Raw genomic sequence first — 18,632 nt, 5'->3', positions numbered from 1 at the left:
TATAGCAATCGGAGCGGACCGGCAAGGAGGTGCCGTGGCCGGACCGCAGAGCCGGATGGAATCGTCGACCGCTGCTCGAACTGGGGTGCGCGAGGCTCGACAGGTGTCGACCCTGGTGGTGAACTCGGTCGCTGTTTCTCCACTACTGTGGTTACTCGTGCTGTCTGTCGTTCCCACACCCGTCGTCGTTCGGGCCCCGTCGAAGGTGAATCTGCATCTGTCGGTCGGTGACCTGCGTCCCGACGGCTTCCACGAGCTGACGACGGTGTTCCAGGCGCTCTCGCTCTCGGACGAACTGTCGGTGGTTCCGGCCAAGACGCTCTCGGTTCGGGTGCGCGGCGACGACGCGAGGGTGGTTCCCACCGATTCGCGGAATCTGGTGTGGAAGGCCGCCGAGTTGCTGGGGCATCGGGTGGGGCGAGAGCCGTCGGTGGAGATCACCATCGACAAGGGAATTCCGGTGGCCGGTGGGATGGCAGGCGGAAGTGCCGATGCTGCCGCGACTCTGGTGGCGCTGAACGCGATGTGGCACCTCGATCTCTCGCGCGACGAGCTCGACGAGGTGGCGGCTCAACTCGGCAGCGACGTGCCGTTCTCGTTGCACGGCGGAACGGCGGTCGGAACCGGTCGCGGGGAGAAGCTGCTTCCGGTGCTCTCGCGCAACAGTTTTCACTGGGTACTGGCGTTGGCGAAGGGCGGTCTGCAAACGCCTGCCGTCTACAACGAGCTCGACGAACTGCGGGCCAAGGGTGATCCGCCTCGCCTCGGCGGCACCGAGGATTTGATGCATGCGTTGGCGTCCGGCGATGCGCGTGCTCTCGCGCCGTTGCTCGGCAACGACCTGCAGGCCGCTGCGGTGTCGCTGATGCCGCAGTTGCGTCGCACGCTGCGTGCGGGAGTCACCGCCGGGGCGTTGGCGGGCATCGTGTCCGGCTCGGGCCCCACCTGCGCGTTCCTGTGCGCCGACGCCGACGCGGCGGTGTCGGTGAGCGCTGAACTCTCCGGTGCAGGCGTGTGCCGCACCGTCCGTGTTGCGAGTGGACCGGTTCCCGGTGCTCGTGTTGTCACTAACGAATCGATTGGTTTTTCCTGATGGTCAATCTCGTCAATCTCGAAAACGTCAGTAAGTCCTTCGGCGTCAAGCCGCTGCTCGACGGTGTCTCCCTCGGCGTGCAGGAGGGCGAACGCATCGGCATGGTCGGCCTCAACGGCGGCGGTAAGACCACCACCCTCGAGGTGCTCGCGGGCATCGAGCCGCCCGATTCGGGACGCGTCAGCCGGGTCAACGGCCTGCGGATGGCAGTGGTCACGCAGCGCGGAGTGCTGCCTCCCGGGTCTACCGTCGGCCAGGTGGTCCTCGACCCGCTCGGAATGGCCGAGCACGAGTGGGCGGGCGACTCTCGGGTGCGAAACATCCTGACGGGCATCGGTATTGCCGACCTCGGGCCTGCAGGTAGTTCGGGACTCGACGCGCCGATCGACAACCTCTCGGGCGGCGAGCGTCGACGAGTTGCGTTGGCAGCGGCCCTGGTTCAGGATCTCGACCTGCTGGTGCTCGACGAGCCGACCAACCACCTCGACGTCGAGGGCGTGCAGTGGTTGGCCGCGCACCTGGTCAGCCGTCGCAGTGCGCTGGTGGTCGTCACCCACGATCGCTGGTTCCTAGACACCGTCGCCAATCGCACGTGGGAGGTGGTCGGCGGCGGCGTCGAGGCCTACGAAGGTGGCTACAACGACTGGGTGTTCGCGCGCGCCGAGCGGTCCCGTCAGGCCGACGCGTCCGAGGAGCGTCGACGCAACCTCGCGCGCAAGGAACTGGCCTGGCTACGCCGCGGTGCCCCGGCCCGTACCTCCAAGCCGAAGTACCGCATCGAGGCGGCCGAGGCTCTGATCGCCGACGTTCCCGCCCCGCGTGACTCCGTCGCGTTGTCCTCGTTCGCTCAGCGCCGCCTCGGCAAGGTCGTCATCGAACTCGAGGACGCGCGCCTCGAGACCCCCGACGGACGCGAGCTGGTGAAGGACTTCACCTGGCGTCTGGCTCCCGGTGAGCGCGTCGGTCTCGTCGGTGTCAACGGTTCGGGCAAGACGACCATGCTCCGCACGCTCGCCGGTGAACTGCAGCCTGCTGCCGGCAAGCGCATCCAGGGCCAGACCGTCAAGATCGGTTGGCTGAAGCAGGAATTGGACGACCTGCCCAAGAAGCTGCGTGTTCTCGACGCGGTCAAGGAAGTGGCCGAGCGGATCACGCTGGGCGACAGAGAGATTTCTGCCGGGCAGCTCGCGGAGCGGCTCGGCTTCACCCCGGCGCGTCAACGCACCCCCGTCGGAGACCTCTCCGGTGGCGAGCGCCGTCGGCTGCAGCTCACTCGCGTGTTGATGGCCGAGCCGAACGTGCTGCTGCTCGACGAGCCCACCAACGATCTGGACATCGACACCCTCCAGCAGCTCGAGGACATCCTCGACGGCTGGGCGGGCACTCTCGTCGTCATCAGTCACGATCGGTACCTGATCGAGCGCATCTGTGATTCCACGTGGGCATTGTTCGGCGACGGCAAGCTCACCAACCTGCCGGGCGGTATCGAGGAGTACCTGCGCAGGCGGGCCGTCCTCGTCGCCGACGCGACGCCGGACTCGCTGACCACCGGAAATGCACCGCGCAAGGCCACCCGAGACGCGGCCTCCGAGCGCGCGGCCCGTAAGGAACTCAGCAAGCTCGAGAAGCTCGTCCTCCGGCTCTCCAAGCGTGAGGTCGAGTTGCACGCCGAACTCGTCGACGCGTCCACCGAGCAGGGCAAGCTCGTCGCCCTCGACACCGAACTCAAGCAGGTCCTCGCCGACAAGGATGTCGCCGAGGAACGATGGATGGAACTGGCCGCCGAGTTGGAGTAGTGCGGCGGAGCCGCATGTGACTAGCTGAGTGATGGGTCGTTCCGCAGGCTCCACTCCTGGCTCGTAGCCTGCTACGAAGTTTCGTGCACGTGCGCGCAGCGCATACTGGGGTCATGACATCGGTCGTCGCGGAAGTACTCGGTTCGGATTTTGCCCGTCTGCATCCCAAGGTTCAGTGGCGCTTCGGATTGCAGTCCTCGGACGATCTCGCTCAGTTCGGAGTGGGCGTGATGGAGGAGATGACGCATTCTCGACTGGTGCCGCCGCCGTTGCTGTGGGCCGGACGCCAGCGCGGTCTCTTTCCCGCCGGTGTCGGCAAGGACGTGCCGTTCACCATTGCCAACTATGCGTATGTCGACGAATTGGGCCGCGAGACAATGTCTTTCGTGCGTCGCTTCGCTTTCGCAGGTCGCCCGCAGGGGATGAATTCGGTGATGGTGTCCTCCGCCGAGTCCGACGCGTATGCCCTCGACTACTTGGGCTTCTCCTCGGACATGGTGGTGCACACCAGGTGTGAGGTCGATGCCGATGGCGGGCTGATCCTCGAGAGCGAGGTGCCGCGATTCCTGCTCGGCCCGCTGGCACCGAAGTTGCCCAAGGTGGCGTCGGCAGTGACGATCGGTCGGGAGTGGTGGGATGCGGCCGAGGAGCGGCATCGCATCGAGATCGAGGTGAAGAGTCCGGTGCTCGGACAGCTGTTTCTCTATCGAGGGTGGTTCACTGCGGAAGAGCGGCCCTGTCTCGCCGCCGACATTCCCGATGACGCGCGTCCGCGGTCGGTCGAGTCTCGCGAATAGCGCTACTGTTACGCGTCGAGCGATCTGCGTGTGAAGGAGTCAACAGTGGCCGTTGTCGAAGCCGAGATCGTGGGCGGCGTAGGGCATATCGTCCTGAACCGGCCGGAGGCTCTGAACTCGTTGAACGGTGCGATGATCGAGGGCATCCGCACCGCGCTCGACGCGTGGCGAGACGACGATGCGGTCACGTCCGTTCTGGTGACGAGCAGTTCACCCCGGGCGTTCTGCGCAGGCGGGGACATCAAGGCGATTCGGCAGGCCGTAGTCGACGGTGACAACGAGGCCGGCCCGGCGTATTTCGCGGCGGAGTACGACCTCGACGAACTGATCGCGAACTACCCCAAGCCGTACATCGCCGTGATCGAAGCCGCGGCTTTCGGCGGTGGCCTGGGCATTTCGATTCACGGCAGCATCCGCATCGTCACCGAGAACGCCGTGTTGGCCATGCCGGAGACGGCAATCGGGTTCGTGCCCGATGTCGGGTCGAGCTACTTTCTGTCGCGCCTGCCGGGCCATGTCGGACGGTACCTGGCGTTGACGGGAACTCGTATCTCCGGATCCGATGCGCTTGCACTGGGATTGGCGACGCACTTCTGCCCCAGTGACTCGGTGGAGAGCCTGAAAGCAGACATCCTCGCCGGCGTTGCCGTCGACGAGGTGTTGGATCGGTACACCACCGCGCCGTCGACGACCGAGCTGTCGTTCGACGCAGAGGCGGTGGCAGCGGTGTTCGAGAAGGAATCGCTCGTCGACATCATCGACGCACTGGTGTGCGACACACCGTGGTCTCGGACGACGAAGACTCAGTTGGCGACGCTGTCGCCCACATCCCTGATGGCCACCGACGCGCTGATCGCACGCGGAGCAGACAGCACGTTGCGTGAATGCCTCGATCGGGAGTTGCGGATGGCGACGTGGATCATCGCCGAACCGGACTTCGCCGAGGGTGTTCGTGCAGTGTTGGTCGACAAGGACCGCGCGCCGCAATGGAAGCCTCTGGTGCTCGAGATGGTGCGACCAGAGGCATTCCAGCAGCTGCTGTGACCGGTACGGGTCAGCGGTAGCCCTTGGCGGGGTTCTGCAGGTCCAGCACGATGGTCTGGCCGTTGGAGCGCACGTGGATCTCGGGGTTCTGCAGGCCACCCGAGACGAGGTATTCGCCGAGGAGCTGGAGCAGCTCGTCGGGGCCGACGGAGGTGTCGGGGGTGCGGATGTCGCCGGTGCGGCTGCCGAGCTCGTTCTGGGTCAAGCGTCCCGCGATGCGTACCGAGGCGACACCCATGGCGGTGCGACGGTCGGGTCCCTGGCCACGACCGAGCGACGGCGAGGCGGTGGAGCCGTGAGACGTGGAGCGGCCGTTGGTGGGCAGGCCGTGTTCTGAGATCTGATCGCTTGTAGTCACTTCAACCTCGTTCGATTCCGTGGCGGGCTTCTCTGGACGACGTCGATCCGCGCGGGGGGTCGTTGAATCCGTGTCGGACGACGTTGCTGGTGCAGGCGTTGTTGCGGACGCCTTCTCGGTGGACGTGACCACTGCCTCCGACTTCTCGGTGGACAGGGTCTCGACCGCCTTCTCGGCGGGCGCTGCCGCCGAAGAATCGGTGCGGCCACCGGCGGGTGAAGCGGAGTTGGACTTCGGCGGCGTCGCCAAACGATGCGCGGGAGCGCCACCGACCTTGATCCCGGCCAATGGGTAGTTCGATCCCTTTGTCATGTCGTTTTCCACTTCATCGTGATTCCCAGGTGGTTCCGCGCCGAGATGTCACGATCGGGTATCGATCAGGACGGGCTACTCGGCGTCGAGCACGCAGAAACGTACTCGAAGTTTGTTCGGACAGGCTGAGAGTAGCATCACGATTGTTTACGACGCCATTTTTTGACCGAAGTTCTTGTTCTGGATCCTGAACCACACAACGAATCCCCAGGCCACGAACGCGGCGTACACGAGGTAGAGAACCGCGGACGGATAGAACCCGGCGACGATCAGCAGCGGAACACCCACGATGTCCACCGCGATCCAGATCAGCCAGAACTCGGTGAGTCCACGGGCCATTCCGAAGGTAGCCAGCATGGATCCAGTGAAGATCCACGCGTCGGCCCACTTGCCGAACGAGCCGAGGTAGCCGAACAGTTGCGCGAACACCACCGTGCCGACGACCGCGACGACGAGCATCGCCGTCCGCTCCCGCGCCGTGCCCCACCGCGGTAGAACCGCGGCCCCGGACCGCTTCGAATCGCGCAGCCAGCGCATCAACCCGTAGACGCTCACGGCGATGAACATCAGCTGACGCCCGGCCTGGCCGTACAGATCGAGTGCCTGCGGAGTATGGAACACGCCGCCGAGAAAAACGGTGAACAGCAGTGCATTTCCGATGATCCCCACCGGCCACGCCCACACGACGCGCCGCATCCCCCCGATCGCCGAGAGCAAGCCGAAACCGTTGCCGACCACCTCACGCCACAGAATCGGGTGCCCCAGAACGGAGAATTCTGCGTCGAGCAGATCGATCAGCACGGGTTGCTACTGATCACCCGCGGCGACGAGAGGTTCGAGGGTGAGCTCGGGCATTTCCTTCTGGATGTACTGCAGACGCCACTTGTCGCTCACCAGTGCCAACAGCGCGCCGTCGGTGCGAGTGAAGACCTCGACACCGCGTTGGCGACCCAGTTCGACGGCCGAGGCTGCATCGGTGCGTCGAGCAAGGGAGTATCCGAGCGGTTCCATTCGAGCGTCGACGCCGAACTCGGTCTTCATGCGTGCGGTGACCACCTCGAACTGCATGGGTCCTACGGCGGCGAGCACGGGGGACGCGTCGCCGCGAATGTCGTTGCGCAGCACCTGAACGACGCCCTCGGAATCGAGTTGCTCGACGGCGCGGCGGAACTTCTTGTACTTGTCGGCGCTGTCGACGCGCAGTGCCGAGAAGTGCTCGGGTGCGAACGACGGAATGGGCGGGAACTCGACCTTCTTGTCGGTGTAGAGCGTGTGCCCCGGGGCGAGCGCGGTCGCGTTGACGAGGCCGACGATGTCTCCCGGGTAGGCGTTCTCGACGGTCGTACGATCGCGACCGAACACCGTCAACGCGTACTTGGTGGTGAACGGCTTCTTGGTTTGCGAGTGGGTGACGACCATGCCGCGCTCGAACACTCCGGACACCACGCGCATGAATGCCAGTCGGTCGCGGTGCGCGGTGTCCATGCCCGCCTGCACCTTGAACACGACGGCGCTGAACGGGTCGGTGACCTCGCGTACGCCGCCGGAGACGTCGTCACGCGGGCCGGGTGACGGCGCGAGGGCCACGAGAGTGTCGAGAATCTGCCGAACGCCGAAGTTGAGCATCGCGGAGCCGAAGATCACCGGCGACGTCTGGCCGGCCAGGAACATCTCCTGATCGTGCTGTTGACCGCTCGAGATCAGCAGATCGCTCTCCTCGACGGCGGTGTCCCAGTCGACGCCCTCACGTTCGGCCGCGGCCTCGGCCGTCATGAATTCCTCGGGAGCGATGGTCGCGCCACCAGCGGTGCGGGTGAATCGGATGTAGCTGCCGTCCTGCACGTCGAGCAGGCCGCGGAAATCACCGGCGATCCCGACTGGCCAGTAGAGAGGCGTCGGCGTCAGGCCGATTCGCGACTCGATCTCGTCGAGCAGCTCGAGCGGCGACTGGCCCGGGCGGTCCCACTTGTTGATGACGGTGATGACCGGGATGCCGAACTGCCGGCACACCTGGAAAAGCTTGAGGGTCTGCGGTTCGAGTCCCTTGGCGGCGTCGATGAGCATCACGGCCGCGTCGACGGCGGTCAGTACGCGGTAGGTGTCCTCGGAGAAGTCGGCGTGGCCGGGAGTGTCGACGAGGTTGATGACGTTGGTGATCTCGGCGTCGGGGGAGGTCTGGTAATTGAACTGCAGCGCAGTCGAACTCACCGAGATCCCGCGGGCCTTCTCCATCTCCATCCAGTCGGAGACGGTGGAGCGGCGGCCGGCCTTGCCGTGGATGGCACCGGCCTCGGAGATGACACGGGCATGCAGGGCCAGGGCCTCGGTGAGCGTCGACTTACCGGCGTCGGGGTGCGAGATCACCGCGAATGTTCGACGCCTCGCGACCTCAGTCTCGAGCTCCTTGGCCTGGCCTCGGGTGGTTCCGGACTCGTCGAGCGCAGCCGGTCCGGACCCTTCGAGCGTTGCGTCGACGTCGGGGGTGCTGGACGGGGTACTCACGAAGACCTCATTCTCGTAGCAAGGGCGGCACCGAAAGAGTGGCCGGGGCAAAATCAAAGGATACGCGGCCCGTTGTTCCCCTCGGTCGGGGCGGGAGTGCCTACTGTGAACGGTAGGCCGGGAGATCCCTCACGAGGAGACGTGCGTTGAGCAAGTTCACCGAAGAGATGTTCGAGACCGCGAGCACCAGCAAGCACGGTCTGGTGACCGGCGAGCCCGACGAGGCGCTTCGGCAGTCCTGGGGTGAGATCCACGAGCAGGCGCGGCGAATGGCCGGGGCTCTGGCCGACGCAGGCGTCGAACACGGGGACGCGATCGGGATTCTGGCCGGTCAGCCGGTGGACATAGCGCCGGCGTGCCAGGCGACGTGGATGCGCGGGGGATCGGTGACGATGCTGCACCAGCCCACTCCGCGGACCGACCTGGCCGTCTGGGGCGAGGACACCGAGACCGTCGTGCGGATGATCGAGGCCAAGGCCGTGATTCTCGGGGCACCGTTCGACATCGCCGCACCCGTGCTCGAAGAGCGCGGCATCACCGTGCTGAAGATCGAGGACATGAAGACCGGTCGCGATATCGATCCGGTGCCGACGGCCGAGTCCGACATCGCGCTGCAGCAACTGACGTCCGGCTCGACCGGTTCGCCGAAGGCCGTGCGGATCACGCACGAGAACTTCTACGTCAATGCCTACGCCATGATCGATCGCATCGAATTCGATGTCGATTCCGATGTGATGGTCAGCTGGTTGCCACTGTTCCACGACATGGGGATGGTGGGCTTTCTGTCGGTGCCGATGCAGGTCGGCGCCGAGGTCGTCAGCATCACTCCACTGGACTTCCTGCGCTCGCCGCTGTTGTGGGCCAAGCTGATTCACAAGTACCGCGGAACCGTCACCGCAGCACCGAACTTCGCGTACTCGCTGCTGGCCCGGCGGCTGCGTCAGGCCGAGGACGATCTGGATCTCGATCTGTCCACTCTGCGCTATGCCTGGAACGGAGCCGAGCCGGTCGACCCGGACACCATGATCGCGCTCGCCGAGGCCGGGGCCCCGTACAAGCTCAACCCACTCGCTCTGGCTCCGGTCTACGGAATGGCGGAAACGACTCTCGCAGTGTCGATTCCGGATCCCGATCAGGGACAGGTGATCGATGTGGTCGACGCGGACCTGCTCGAGACCCTCGGTCGCGCCGTCCCGTCGACCCGCGGCAACACCCGTTCTCTCGCGACGCTCGGCAAGTTCGTTCCCGGATTGGAGGGACGCGTCGTCGACAAAGAGGGACAGGTGCTCACCGCCCGCGGCGTGGGCATCATCGAGGTGCGGGGCAAGGCCGTCACCCCCGGCTACATCACCGTCGAAGGACCGGTGTCGACGCTCGACGCGGACGGCTGGCTCGATACCGGAGACGTCGGCTACATCACCGAGGACGAACTGGTGGTCGTCTGCGGACGTATCAAGGACGTCATCATCATGGGTGGGCGCAACATCTATCCCACCGACATCGAACGGGCTGCGGGCACCGTTGCGGGTGTGCGGCCGGGCAATGCCGTCGCCATCCGGCTCGATGCCGGTGAGAAGCGCGAAAGCTTCGCTGTGGCAGTGGAAACCAACGACATCGACAAGCCGGACGAGGTCAAACGCATCGAACGGGAAGTGATCCACGCGGTGCACTCGGAGGTGGGTGTGCGACCGCGAACCGTTGCGGTGTTGGGGCCGGGCAGTATTCCGAAGACGTCGAGCGGCAAACTGCGACGGGCGAATTCGGCGTCGCTACTGAACTGACACGAACGGCGGGGACCTCACACCCTTTCTGTGGGGTGCGCGCGTGTGCTCGGACGCGAGAACAGGCGCGCGCCTCACAACAGGGGTGTGAGGTTCAGCGCGGGTGCACCCGGTTCTGTGCCGCTTCCAGTCCGGCAGAGAGCAGCAACTCCGCGGCGTCCGCGGCTTCCTCGACGACGACGCCGAGATCCTTGCGCTCGGCTGCCGAGAACGGCTTGAGCACGAACGACGCCGGATCCATTCGGCCCGGTGGTCTCCCGACGCCGACGCGAACCCGCAGGTACTCCTTGGTGCTCAGGTGCTGGGAGATCGAGCGGAGTCCGTTGTGGCCGCCCTCGCCGCCGCCGAGTTTGAGTCGCAGAGCACCGAAGTCGATGTCCAGCTCGTCGTGCACCACCACGATGTTCGCCGGTTCGATCGAGAAGAATCGCGCCAACGCAGCCACCGGCTGGCCCGAGAGATTCATGAACGTCCGCGGCTTGGCGATGATCACCGAGCGAGAACCGAGGCGGGCCTGGACGACGTCGGAGTTGGACTTCTTGTGCGAGGAGAACGCCCCGCCGATGCGTCCGGCGAGGGCGTCGGCGACCATGAAACCGACGTTGTGGCGTGTCTTTTCGTACTGCGGGCCGGGATTGCCGAGGCCGACGATCAGGGCAGGCGCTGTACTTTCGGCACTCACTGGGTCAACACTCACGCTCGTCATTGTCGCATCACGCCTTCGAAACGAACGACGCGCTGTTCCCGGTGTGGGAGCAGCGCGTCGTACGCGGTCGGTGGAGAGAGATCAGCTGTCGCTGTCCTTGCTCTCTTCGTCGTCCGAATCCTCGTGGCTCTCGGCCTCTTCCTGAGTTTCGGCCTCGCCCTCTTCGGTGATCGGCTCGGTGCCTTCGCCGTCTGCCTCGAGCTCTTCCTCGGACGGTGCCTCGACGACGTTGACGAGCAGCTGCTCGGGGTCGGACATCAGGGTGACGCCCTCGGGCAGCTCGACGTCCTTTGCGTAGTACTGGGTGTCGATCTGGTTGTCCTCGACGGAGATGACGAAGTTCTCCGGGATCTCCAGGGCGTCGGCCTCGATCTCGATGTACGTGGAGTCGGTGACGACCAGGGTGCCGGGCGCTGCATCGCCTTCGACGATGACGTTGACCTCGACGGTGACGCGCTCGCCCTTCTTCAGGACGAGGAGGTCGGCGTGCTCGATGCTGCGACGGATCGGGTGCACGACGATCGACTTGGTCAGCGCCAGCTGCGACTTGCCGTCGATGTCGAGGGTCAGCACGGCGTTGGTGCCGTCGTTACGCAGCACGGCTGCGAACGCGCGAGCGTCCAGAGCGAGGTGCTGGGGATCGGTGGCGTGCCCGTACAGAACGGCGGGAACGAGGCCGTCGCGACGGGTGCGGCGGGCAGCGCCCTTGCCGAATTCGGTGCGGACGAGCGCGGTGAGATTGTTTACCTTCGATGCCATGGTGCTGGATGCTCCTGATAAATGTGGTTCGTGCGGCGTACTTCGTCGGGCGGTCAAGCTCGTCGGGGCGGACACGAACGAGCGCGGCCAACGGGGCCGAGCCGCGTCGATAACGGTGGATCCGGAACTATTCGGATCTACCCTCGCCGAGACAACCTGGGAAACAATACACGACCACGTCACGGGCGTGGAAGCTCGACCCCTGCTACGAGCACGGAGTGGAGCCGGCGTAACGACCGCAGTTACTGCCGTGCACCTGCGAGCGCAGCGAGCAGATCCGACGCAATGCCCCGCGCGACCACGATGGCGTCATCGCGAGCCCCTGCCGTCCCCATGACCACCGCGCCCTCGTGCAGCACCGACAGTCGGGTTCCCAGCTGTTCGGCATCGGGGTATCCGGCTTCGGTGGCCAGTCGCGCGAACAACGATCTGGTCCAGGCTTTCTCGGACTCGATGATCGCGAGCACCGGGCTGTCGGTGCCACCGAACTCGGCGAAGGCGTTGACGAATCCGCAGCCGCGATGGTTGTCGCGCATCCAGAGGTCCAGGGCGTCGTACACCCCGAGGATGCGGGCGTCGCCGGGTTCGAGGGCATCGACGAATTCCGTCACGTGATCGCACCACAGAGCGTATCGACGGGTGAGATATCGCTGCACCAGGCCGTCCTTGGAGCCGAATCGGTCGTACAGGGTCTTCTTCGTGGTGCCGGCCTCCTCCGCGATCAGGTCGACTCCGACGGCTCGGATGCCGCGGGCGTAGAACAGCTCGCTGGCGACGGCGAGGATGCGTTCTCCGGCGGGGGTGAGGGGCTTGTCGAGCATGGTTGCCTTCCGAAAGCGCTGGTGAGCAGCAGGTGCACTGTAAGTATACAGACCTGTATGTTTACATCGCAGCATGAAAGCGAATGTCGACGCCGTCGCAGGTACGGCCCTGGTGGTGCTGTGGAGTTCGGGCTTCATCGGAGCCGAACTCGGTACAGCCGAAGCCCCCGCGCACACTCTGCTGGCCTGGCGTTATGTCGCGGCCGCGGTGCTACTGATCGCTTGGTGCCGGTACCGGCGGCTGACCCCCACCTGGCATGCCATCCGAATCCACGCGGTCCTCGGCCTTTTCTGTCAGTTCCTCTACCTCGGTGCCACGATCACCGGGATCGGTATGGGTGTGCCACCGGGAGTCGCCGCATTGATCGCCGCACTTCAGCCGCTGGTCGTCGCGACGGCATCGAGTCGGATCTTCGGCGAACGAGTCGGAGGGCGGCAGAGTCTGGGGCTCGTCGTCGGCATCGCGGGTGTCTCGCTGGTGGTGCTGGGGGATATGTCCGGTGCCGACCTCGCCTGGCCCGTCTACCTACTACCGGCGGCCGGGATGCTGGCTCTGTCGATGGGCACGATCGGTCAGCGAGTGCTGGCACCGAAGGAGCCGATCGCGCTGGCGATGGCCATCCAATGTTCTATCAGCGCAGCCGGTTTCATGACATGGAGCGCGTTGGCCGGTGATGTCGCACCGCCCATGACGACGGGCTTCTGGGCAGCTGTCGCGTGGACGGTCGTGCTCTCGACTTTCGGTGCGTACGGCGCGTACCTGTTCGTGGTGCGTCGCAACGGGCCCACCCGCGCCAGTGTGTTGCTCTACCTGACCCCGCCGACGACGATGCTGTGGGCCTGGATCATGTTCGGCGACGCGATCACCTGGCTCGGACTCGGTGGGCTGGTGATCTCCGCAGTCGGTGTGGCCGCCTATGTGAGCGGAACGTCAACCCCTGCTACGAGCCCGGAATGGAGCCTGCGGAACGACCAAAAACCGGTCGCGCACCTGCGAGCGCAGTGAGCATCGTGTCCAATTCGGCGAATGTGACGAAATAGTGGGGAGATGCACGAACGACCGCGTCGAGCCCCCGGCCGGTCATGTCCAGGCGGGTCGAGCTGCGGTGGCTGACGGTCACGGTCACCCCGCGCTCCCCGAGTCGGTCGCGCACGGCCACGGGATCTTCGCCGTCCACGGTGAACGAGACGATGCCGTTCTTGCGGTCGCCGAGGTCGTGCACGGTCACTCCGGGGATCTTCCGGAGCCCGGCCCGCAGGTATTCGGCACGTTCGACAACGGCCTCCTCGACCTGGTCGACGCCGAGCTCGAGGAGATAGTCGACGGCCGCCCCGAGCGCGAGCCTGGCCGCGATGTCGCATTCCCAGAACTCGAATCGCGTGGCATCGTCGGCCATTCGGTACGTCTGTCGGTCGACCCATTGAGCGCTGTGCAGGTCGAGGGCCGGCGGATGCAGTGTCGACGCCAATCCCGGTCGCAGGTAGAGGAAGCCGGTTCCGCGGGGGCCGCGCAGCCATTTGCGGCCGGTCGCCGAGAGAGCATCGACTCCCAATTCCTCGACGTCGATGCGCATCTGCCCGATGGACTGGCAGGCGTCGAGCAGGACCAGTGCGCCGTGGCGGTGCGCGAGATCGGCGACAGCACGGGCAGGATTGATCAGACCGCCGTTGGTGGGGGCGTGCACCACCGAGACCAGTTTCACCCGGTCGTCGAGCATCGATTCGAGTGCGTGCACGTCGATGCGTCCCGATTCGTCACTCGGGACGATCTCCACCGTTGCGCCGGTGACCTCGGCGCGGTGGAGGGCGGAGATCGCGTTGCTGGCGTACTCGGCCTCGCCCAGCAGTATTCGATCACCGGGGGACAGCGGCACCGAGTAGAAGAAGTCTGTCCAGGCCCGGGTCGCAGAATCGCTCAGTGCGATGCTCGCTGCCGGGGCTCCGATCAAGGTTCCGATCGAGGTCTTGACCGCGGCGAGATCGTCGAGTCGTTCGTTCGCGGCCCGGTACCCACCGATTTCCGCTTCCCGGCGCAGGTGTTCGATCGCGGTATCGAGGACGACGGTCGGAGGTAGAGACGATCCGGCGCTGTCGAGAAAGACCCGGCCCGACGCACCGGGGGTGTCGCGTCGAATGCGGTCGTGATCGAGCATCGGTCGTCCTTTCGGTAGCGAACTCTCGGGCACCAGAGTTCCACAATCGGTAGCCTCGATCAGACGAGGGATCGCGGCGTTTTCGATCCCCGCGGCTGGGTACGTACTCCGAGCGGAGAACGTGTTGAGTGCGGAAAGAAGGAATGAGTGTCGTCCAACGAGAAGTCTCTCGGGCTGAGCTCGCGCCCAGCAGCAGAGGCATATGTATCGAAGGTGTGTTTCAAGCTGGGGCCACCGGCTCTCATCGGTGCCGAACTCGAGTGGCTCACCGCCCTCGACGACGGAACGCGTCCGACCCTCCCAGCTCTGGCCGCTGCGCTCGGTGTTCACTCCCCGCGCAGTATCGATCCCGAGTCACCCGCCCTGTCGTTGCCGGGCGGCAGCATCGTCACCGTCGAACCCGGCGGTCAGGTCGAATTGTCCAGTTCGCCTTATCTATCCGTTTCCCAACTCGCACCGATGCTCGACGCCGATGCGCGGTTGCTACGGGACATTCTCGGTAAGGCCGGCATCGATATCGCGTCCGTTCCGGCCGATACTGCTCGGGCACCCGAACGTCTCCTCGTGCTACCGCGGTACTGCGCGATGGAGAATCGGTTCACCACCATCGGTCCCTTCGGAAAGCTGATGATGTGCAACACCGCAGCGGCTCAAGTGAGCGTCGACGCGGGTCGTGATCGTGCCGAGGTCGCCGCGCGCTGGCACATGCTCCACGTCATCGGTCCTGCCTTCGTGGCTGCGTTCGCTCGATCTCCCGAACTTTCCGGTGCACCCGCGGGACGCTGGGCATCCCAGCGGATGCGGACCTGGCTCGAACTCGATTCCAGCAGAACGGATTCGAGCAGAACGTTGGCGCCCAACACCGGCGACCCGATCACCGACTACGCACGGTGGGCGCTGGACGTTCCGTTGCTCTGCATCCAGGGCGTCACGCAGAACTGGGAAGCGCCGCCCGGCACCACGTTCGCGCAATGGGTGGACGATCCCGGCATCGTCGGACGCCCGCCGACCTACAGCGATCTGGACTATCACCTGACCACCCTGTTCCCTCAGGTGCGCGCCTGCGGGCACTTCGAGATTCGCTATCTCGACGCGCAGCCGGACGGGCAATGGGTGGTTCCGGCGGCGGCGTTCGAGGCGCTGCTGTCCACACCCGAACTGGTGGCCCGAGCCACCGAGATCGGCGGCGGTACGGCGGGACGGTGGCTCGACGCGGCCCGCGTCGGGCTGGCAGATCGCGAGCTCCGCACAGCCGCAACCGAATTGCTCGACCTCGCAGCGGAGGTCGGTGGCGAGTTCTCCGACCATCTGTCGGCGGCGTCTCGCCGGTGCAGTGCCGGCGAGCCGCCCAGCGCACTCGACACGGCGGCACGGGAACTTCGGACTCGAAAGGAATCGGTGTGAGCGCCGAACAACTCAGGAGCAGGATAGAAACGGTCCTCACGCGCAGCCGAGCCCGCAGTGCGGCGCTCACCGATTGCGTGGACGAAACCGAACTGATGTCGCAGCATTCGCCGTTGATGAGCCCGCTGGTCTGGGATCTCGCCCACATCGGTAGCCAGGAAGAGCTCTGGCTCGTTCGCGATGTCGGTGGTCGCGATCCCGTGCGTCCCGACATCGACGAGCTGTACGACGCCTTCAAACACCCGCGTTCCTCGCGTACGTCGCTTCCATTGCTCACTCCGGACGAGGCACGCGTCTACGTCCAGACCGTCCGCGACAAGGCCTGGGATGTGCTCGATCACAGCACTTTCGAGGGTAGGCCGGTCGAGAAACATGGCTTCGCATTCGGCATGATCGCCCAGCACGAGCAGCAACACGACGAGACCATGCTCGCGACCCATCAACTGCGTTCAGGACCTGCGGTTCTGACCGCTCCTGCGCCTCCCACGTCGGCCACACCGGTGTCGGGTGAGGCCGTCATCGCCGGTGGATCGTTCTCGATGGGGACCTCGCTCGATCCGTGGGCTCTCGACAACGAGCGACCGGCCCACACGGTGCACGTGCCGACGTTCGCCATCGACCGAGCCCCGATCACCAACGCGCAGTTCATGGACTTCATTGCCGACGGCGGTTACGAACGCCGCGAGCTGTGGACCGACAAGGGGTGGCAGCATCGCGTCGACGCGAACCTGACCGCGCCGCAGTTCTGGGAGTCCGACTCCGACGGCACCTGGTGGCGTCGGAGTTTCGGAGTGCGCCGTCCGGTGCGCCCGGATCAGCCCGTCGTGCACGTGTGCTGGTTCGAAGCCGACGCCTACGCGCGGTGGGCAGGCAAGCGTCTGCCGACGGAGGCGGAGTGGGAGAAAGCTGCGCGATTCGACGCCGAGACCCGCACCAGCAACGCCTACCCGTGGGGCGACGCCGAACCCACTGCGGTACATGCCAATTTGAATCAACGGCATCTGGAACCGGCAGACGTCGGCGCGTATCCCGACGGTGCCTCTGCAGCAGGCGTGCACCAACTCATCGGTGACGTGTGGGAGTGGACCTCCTCCGATTTCGAGCCGTACCCCGGCTTCGAGGCCTTCCCGTACGCCGAGTACTCCGAGGTGTTTCTCCGTGGCGACTACAAGGTGTTGCGCGGCGGGTCGTTCGGCACCGACGAGGTGGCGTGCCGGGGCACGTTCCGTAACTGGGACCACCCGATCCGCCGCCAGATCTTCAGTGGGTTCCGGTTGGCCCGAGACGTCGAGCCCAGCTGAATGTGCCGTCATCTCGGGTATCTCGGCCCCCGCACGTCCGTCGGGGGAGTGCTCACAGACGGTGAGCACAGTCTGCGTGTGCAGGCGTATGCCCCCAGCGACATGCGCGGCGGCGGCACCATCAATGCCGACGGATTCGGTGTCGCGTGGTGGGACGGCGACGCAGCCGCGCACAGCTACCGCAATCCCATGCCCATCTGGACCGATCCGGCGGTGGACGATGTTCTGCCGCAGATCGATTCGACGTCGGTGATCGCGGCGGTGCGATCGGGGACCGTGGGAATGCCGGTGGAGCGCACCGCCTGCGCCCCCTTCACCGACGGCCGTTGGGCGTTCAGCCACAACGGTGTGGTGTTCGGTTGGCCGCAGTCGATGGCCGACCTGTGGTCGGAGGTGCCGCCCGTCGACGCGCTCGCATTACCTGCGCCGACCGATGCCGCCGCTCTGTGGGTCGTGCTGCAGAACCTGCTGCGCACCCACGATCCCGAGTCGGCACTGCGCATGCTGGTCCGCAGGGTTCTCGCAACCTCGTCCAAGGCGCGCTTGAATTTTCTGCTGTCGGACGGCCAGAGCATGTACGCCACGGCGGTGCATCATTCGCTGTCGGTTCTGCGGACCGAGGATTCGGTGACGATCGCCTCCGAACCCCTCGACGATCGACCCGACTGGATTTTCATCGACGACCGACGCATGGTCGTCGCCACGACAACCGATCTCACCATTTCCAGCCTGGAATCATAAAGGAGCGTCATGAGCACGGTGGACGTACATCTGGCCGACACAGCATTGCTCGACGAGTTGCGTAAGGACGTGCGGGACGGTCTCACTGCCGACCCGAAGTGGCTCTCGCCCAAGTACTTCTACGACGCGCTGGGCAGCGAGCTCTTCGAGCAGATCACGGTGCTGCCGGAGTACTACCCGACGCGTACCGAGCGCGCCCTCCTCGAGGAGCACGCCCTGGACGTCGCCGAAGCAACCGGATCGACGATGTTGATCGAGCTGGGCTCCGGCTCGTCGGAGAAAACGAAAATCCTGCTCTCCGCCGGGGTGAAGCATGGATCGCTCGAAACCTATGTACCGCAGGATGTATCCGTCACGGCCCTCGAGGGTGCCATCGAGCAGATCTCGCACGAGTTCCCGGCGCTCGAGGTGCGCGGCATCGTCAGCGATTTCACCGACACGCTGCACAATCTGCCCAGCGGCCAGGCACGGACGATCGCATTCCTGGGCGGAACGCTCGGCAACCTGATCCCCGAGGAACGCCGGGAGTTTCTCGGAGCCATCGCCGACGCCCTGGATCCGGGCGAGTATCTGTTGCTCGGTGTCGGTCTGGTGATCGATCCGAAGGTTCTCGTTCCGGCCTACGACGACGCCGCTGGAGTGACTGCGAAGTTCAACCGAAACGTGTTGTCGGTGATCAACTCTCGCCTGGGCGGCAACTTCGATCCCGATGCCTTCGAGCATGTCGCGCTGTGGAATGCCGAGCAGGAGTGGATCGAGATGCGGCTACGCGCAAACGCGCCGCAGGAGGTGTACCTCGCCGACCTCGATCTGCAGGTGCACTTCGACGCCGGTGAGGACCTCCGCACCGAGATCTCGGCGAAATTCCGGCCGGAGGGCATCACCGAGGAACTCGCGGCGGCGGGATTCGGCGTCGACCATCTCTGGTCCGACGCCGATTCCCGCTTCGCACTCATTCTTGCGCGGAAGGACGGGTAGCGGATCCACCGGAGTGGGCACCAGTGCACACAACAACCGCCGATCGACGGAATCCCGTCGATCGGCGTCTTTAGTGTGCAACCCTG

Annotated in this window: 17 protein-coding genes; 10 read left to right on the top strand and 7 right to left on the bottom strand. The window is 65.4% G+C overall.

Annotated elements, in window-relative coordinates:
• Nucleotides 1-157: 157 nt before the first annotated feature.
• The 4 genes from QM615_RS06460 to QM615_RS06445 all read left to right on the top strand — a co-directional run bounded on the left by QM615_RS06460 (nt 158) and on the right by QM615_RS06445 (nt 4,730).
• On the top strand, nt 158-1,093 hold the full coding sequence (locus tag QM615_RS06460) for a 4-(cytidine 5'-diphospho)-2-C-methyl-D-erythritol kinase (protein WP_149405162.1): 936 nt from the start codon (nt 158-160) through the stop codon (nt 1,091-1,093).
• Nucleotides 1,093-2,889 carry an ABC-F family ATP-binding cassette domain-containing protein gene (locus QM615_RS06455; RefSeq protein ID WP_149405163.1) on the top strand — a complete coding sequence of 599 codons (1,797 nt, stop codon included), beginning with the start codon at nt 1,093-1,095 and terminating at the stop codon, nt 2,887-2,889. The genes QM615_RS06460 and QM615_RS06455 overlap by 1 nt, the downstream gene beginning before the upstream one ends.
• A 113-nt stretch (nt 2,890-3,002) precedes the next feature.
• Nucleotides 3,003-3,686, top strand: a complete 684-nt coding sequence (locus QM615_RS06450; protein WP_149405164.1) for a DUF4166 domain-containing protein — start codon at nt 3,003-3,005, stop codon at nt 3,684-3,686.
• Nucleotides 3,687-3,731: 45 nt separating this feature from the next.
• The gene (locus QM615_RS06445) at nt 3,732-4,730 is read left to right on the top strand and encodes an enoyl-CoA hydratase/isomerase family protein (protein WP_149405165.1); all 999 of its coding nucleotides are present in this window, start codon (nt 3,732-3,734) and stop codon (nt 4,728-4,730) included.
• A 10-nt stretch (nt 4,731-4,740) separates the two neighbouring features.
• Here QM615_RS06445 and QM615_RS06440 read toward each other — a convergent pair whose 3' ends face one another.
• From QM615_RS06440 to QM615_RS06430, 3 genes are all read right to left on the bottom strand, one after another.
• A complete protein-coding gene (locus tag QM615_RS06440) occupies nt 4,741-5,400 on the bottom strand; it encodes a hypothetical protein (protein WP_149405166.1) in 660 nt (219 codons plus the stop codon).
• 147 nt (nt 5,401-5,547) lie between these two features.
• Nucleotides 5,548-6,201 (bottom strand): nicotinamide riboside transporter PnuC, encoded by a 654-nt coding sequence (gene pnuC, locus QM615_RS06435; protein ID WP_149405167.1) that lies wholly within the window; start codon nt 6,199-6,201, stop codon nt 5,548-5,550.
• A gap of 6 nt (nt 6,202-6,207) precedes the next feature.
• Entirely contained in the window at nt 6,208-7,902 is a 1,695-nt protein-coding gene (locus QM615_RS06430) for a peptide chain release factor 3 (RefSeq protein ID WP_037192020.1), read from the bottom strand.
• Between the two features lie 146 nt (nt 7,903-8,048).
• Here QM615_RS06430 and QM615_RS06425 point away from each other — a divergent pair, with 146 nt between their 5' ends.
• Complete coding sequence (locus QM615_RS06425) at nt 8,049-9,683, top strand: fatty acyl-AMP ligase (RefSeq protein ID WP_149405168.1); 1,635 nt, start codon at nt 8,049-8,051, stop codon at nt 9,681-9,683.
• Nucleotides 9,684-9,777: 94 nt separating this feature from the next.
• Here the strand turns inward: QM615_RS06425 and pth are convergent, their stop codons facing one another.
• The 3 genes from pth to QM615_RS06410 form a co-directional block, all read right to left on the bottom strand.
• On the bottom strand, nt 9,778-10,380 hold the full coding sequence (gene pth, locus QM615_RS06420) for an aminoacyl-tRNA hydrolase (protein WP_262498261.1): 603 nt from the start codon (nt 10,378-10,380) through the stop codon (nt 9,778-9,780).
• A 90-nt stretch (nt 10,381-10,470) separates the two neighbouring features.
• A complete protein-coding gene (locus QM615_RS06415; RefSeq protein WP_149405170.1) occupies nt 10,471-11,148 on the bottom strand; it encodes a 50S ribosomal protein L25/general stress protein Ctc in 678 nt (225 codons plus the stop codon).
• A gap of 242 nt (nt 11,149-11,390) precedes the next feature.
• The gene (locus QM615_RS06410) at nt 11,391-11,969 is read right to left on the bottom strand and encodes a TetR/AcrR family transcriptional regulator (RefSeq protein ID WP_149405171.1); all 579 of its coding nucleotides are present in this window, start codon (nt 11,967-11,969) and stop codon (nt 11,391-11,393) included.
• A 73-nt stretch (nt 11,970-12,042) separates the two neighbouring features.
• Here QM615_RS06410 and QM615_RS06405 point away from each other — a divergent pair, with 73 nt between their 5' ends.
• Complete coding sequence (locus QM615_RS06405; RefSeq protein ID WP_149405172.1) at nt 12,043-12,975, top strand: DMT family transporter; 933 nt, start codon at nt 12,043-12,045, stop codon at nt 12,973-12,975.
• Here QM615_RS06405 and QM615_RS06400 read toward each other — a convergent pair.
• Nucleotides 12,911-14,122 carry an aminotransferase class V-fold PLP-dependent enzyme gene (locus QM615_RS06400; protein ID WP_149405173.1) on the bottom strand — a complete coding sequence of 404 codons (1,212 nt, stop codon included), beginning with the start codon at nt 14,120-14,122 and terminating at the stop codon, nt 12,911-12,913. The genes QM615_RS06405 and QM615_RS06400 overlap by 65 nt on opposite strands.
• Before the next feature lie 147 nt (nt 14,123-14,269).
• Between QM615_RS06400 and egtA the strand changes: the two genes are divergently transcribed.
• From egtA to egtD, 4 genes are read left to right on the top strand one after another with little or no spacing between them, the layout of a single operon-like run.
• Nucleotides 14,270-15,526, top strand: coding sequence for an ergothioneine biosynthesis glutamate--cysteine ligase EgtA (gene egtA, locus QM615_RS06395; RefSeq protein WP_149405174.1), 1,257 nt, complete (start codon nt 14,270-14,272; stop codon nt 15,524-15,526).
• A complete protein-coding gene (gene egtB, locus QM615_RS06390) occupies nt 15,523-16,827 on the top strand; it encodes an ergothioneine biosynthesis protein EgtB (protein WP_283347122.1) in 1,305 nt (434 codons plus the stop codon). Before egtA ends, egtB begins: the two co-directional genes overlap by 4 nt.
• Entirely contained in the window at nt 16,828-17,568 is a 741-nt protein-coding gene (gene egtC, locus QM615_RS06385; protein WP_094639575.1) for an ergothioneine biosynthesis protein EgtC, read from the top strand.
• Nucleotides 17,569-17,577: 9 nt separating this feature from the next.
• Nucleotides 17,578-18,546, top strand: coding sequence for an L-histidine N(alpha)-methyltransferase (egtD, locus tag QM615_RS06380; protein WP_094639576.1), 969 nt, complete (start codon nt 17,578-17,580; stop codon nt 18,544-18,546).
• Nucleotides 18,547-18,632: the final 86 nt, after the last annotated feature.

The organism is Rhodococcus sp. IEGM 1341 (assembly GCF_030056895.1).
GTDB lineage: Bacteria > Actinomycetota > Actinomycetes > Mycobacteriales > Mycobacteriaceae > Rhodococcoides.
The sequence above is the reverse complement of the archived record's forward strand: the minus strand, read 5'-3'. Positions and strand labels throughout refer to the sequence as shown.

What these genes read in the sequence shown, in the direction of transcription:
- QM615_RS06415 (WP_149405170.1), bottom strand. Translation starts at nt 11,148, where the DNA reads ATGGCATCGAAGGTAAACAATCTCACCGCGCTCGTCCGCACCGAATTC.
- QM615_RS06410 (WP_149405171.1), bottom strand. Translation starts at nt 11,969, where the DNA reads ATGCTCGACAAGCCCCTCACCCCCGCCGGAGAACGCATCCTCGCCGTC.
- QM615_RS06440 (WP_149405166.1), bottom strand. Translation starts at nt 5,400, where the DNA reads ATGACAAAGGGATCGAACTACCCATTGGCCGGGATCAAGGTCGGTGGC.
- QM615_RS06405 (WP_149405172.1), top strand. Translation starts at nt 12,043, where the DNA reads ATGAAAGCGAATGTCGACGCCGTCGCAGGTACGGCCCTGGTGGTGCTG.
- QM615_RS06400 (WP_149405173.1), bottom strand. Translation starts at nt 14,122, where the DNA reads ATGCTCGATCACGACCGCATTCGACGCGACACCCCCGGTGCGTCGGGC.
- egtC (WP_094639575.1), top strand. Translation starts at nt 16,828, where the DNA reads ATGTGCCGTCATCTCGGGTATCTCGGCCCCCGCACGTCCGTCGGGGGA.
- QM615_RS06450 (WP_149405164.1), top strand. Translation starts at nt 3,003, where the DNA reads ATGACATCGGTCGTCGCGGAAGTACTCGGTTCGGATTTTGCCCGTCTG.
- QM615_RS06455 (WP_149405163.1), top strand. Translation starts at nt 1,093, where the DNA reads ATGGTCAATCTCGTCAATCTCGAAAACGTCAGTAAGTCCTTCGGCGTC.
- egtD (WP_094639576.1), top strand. Translation starts at nt 17,578, where the DNA reads ATGAGCACGGTGGACGTACATCTGGCCGACACAGCATTGCTCGACGAG.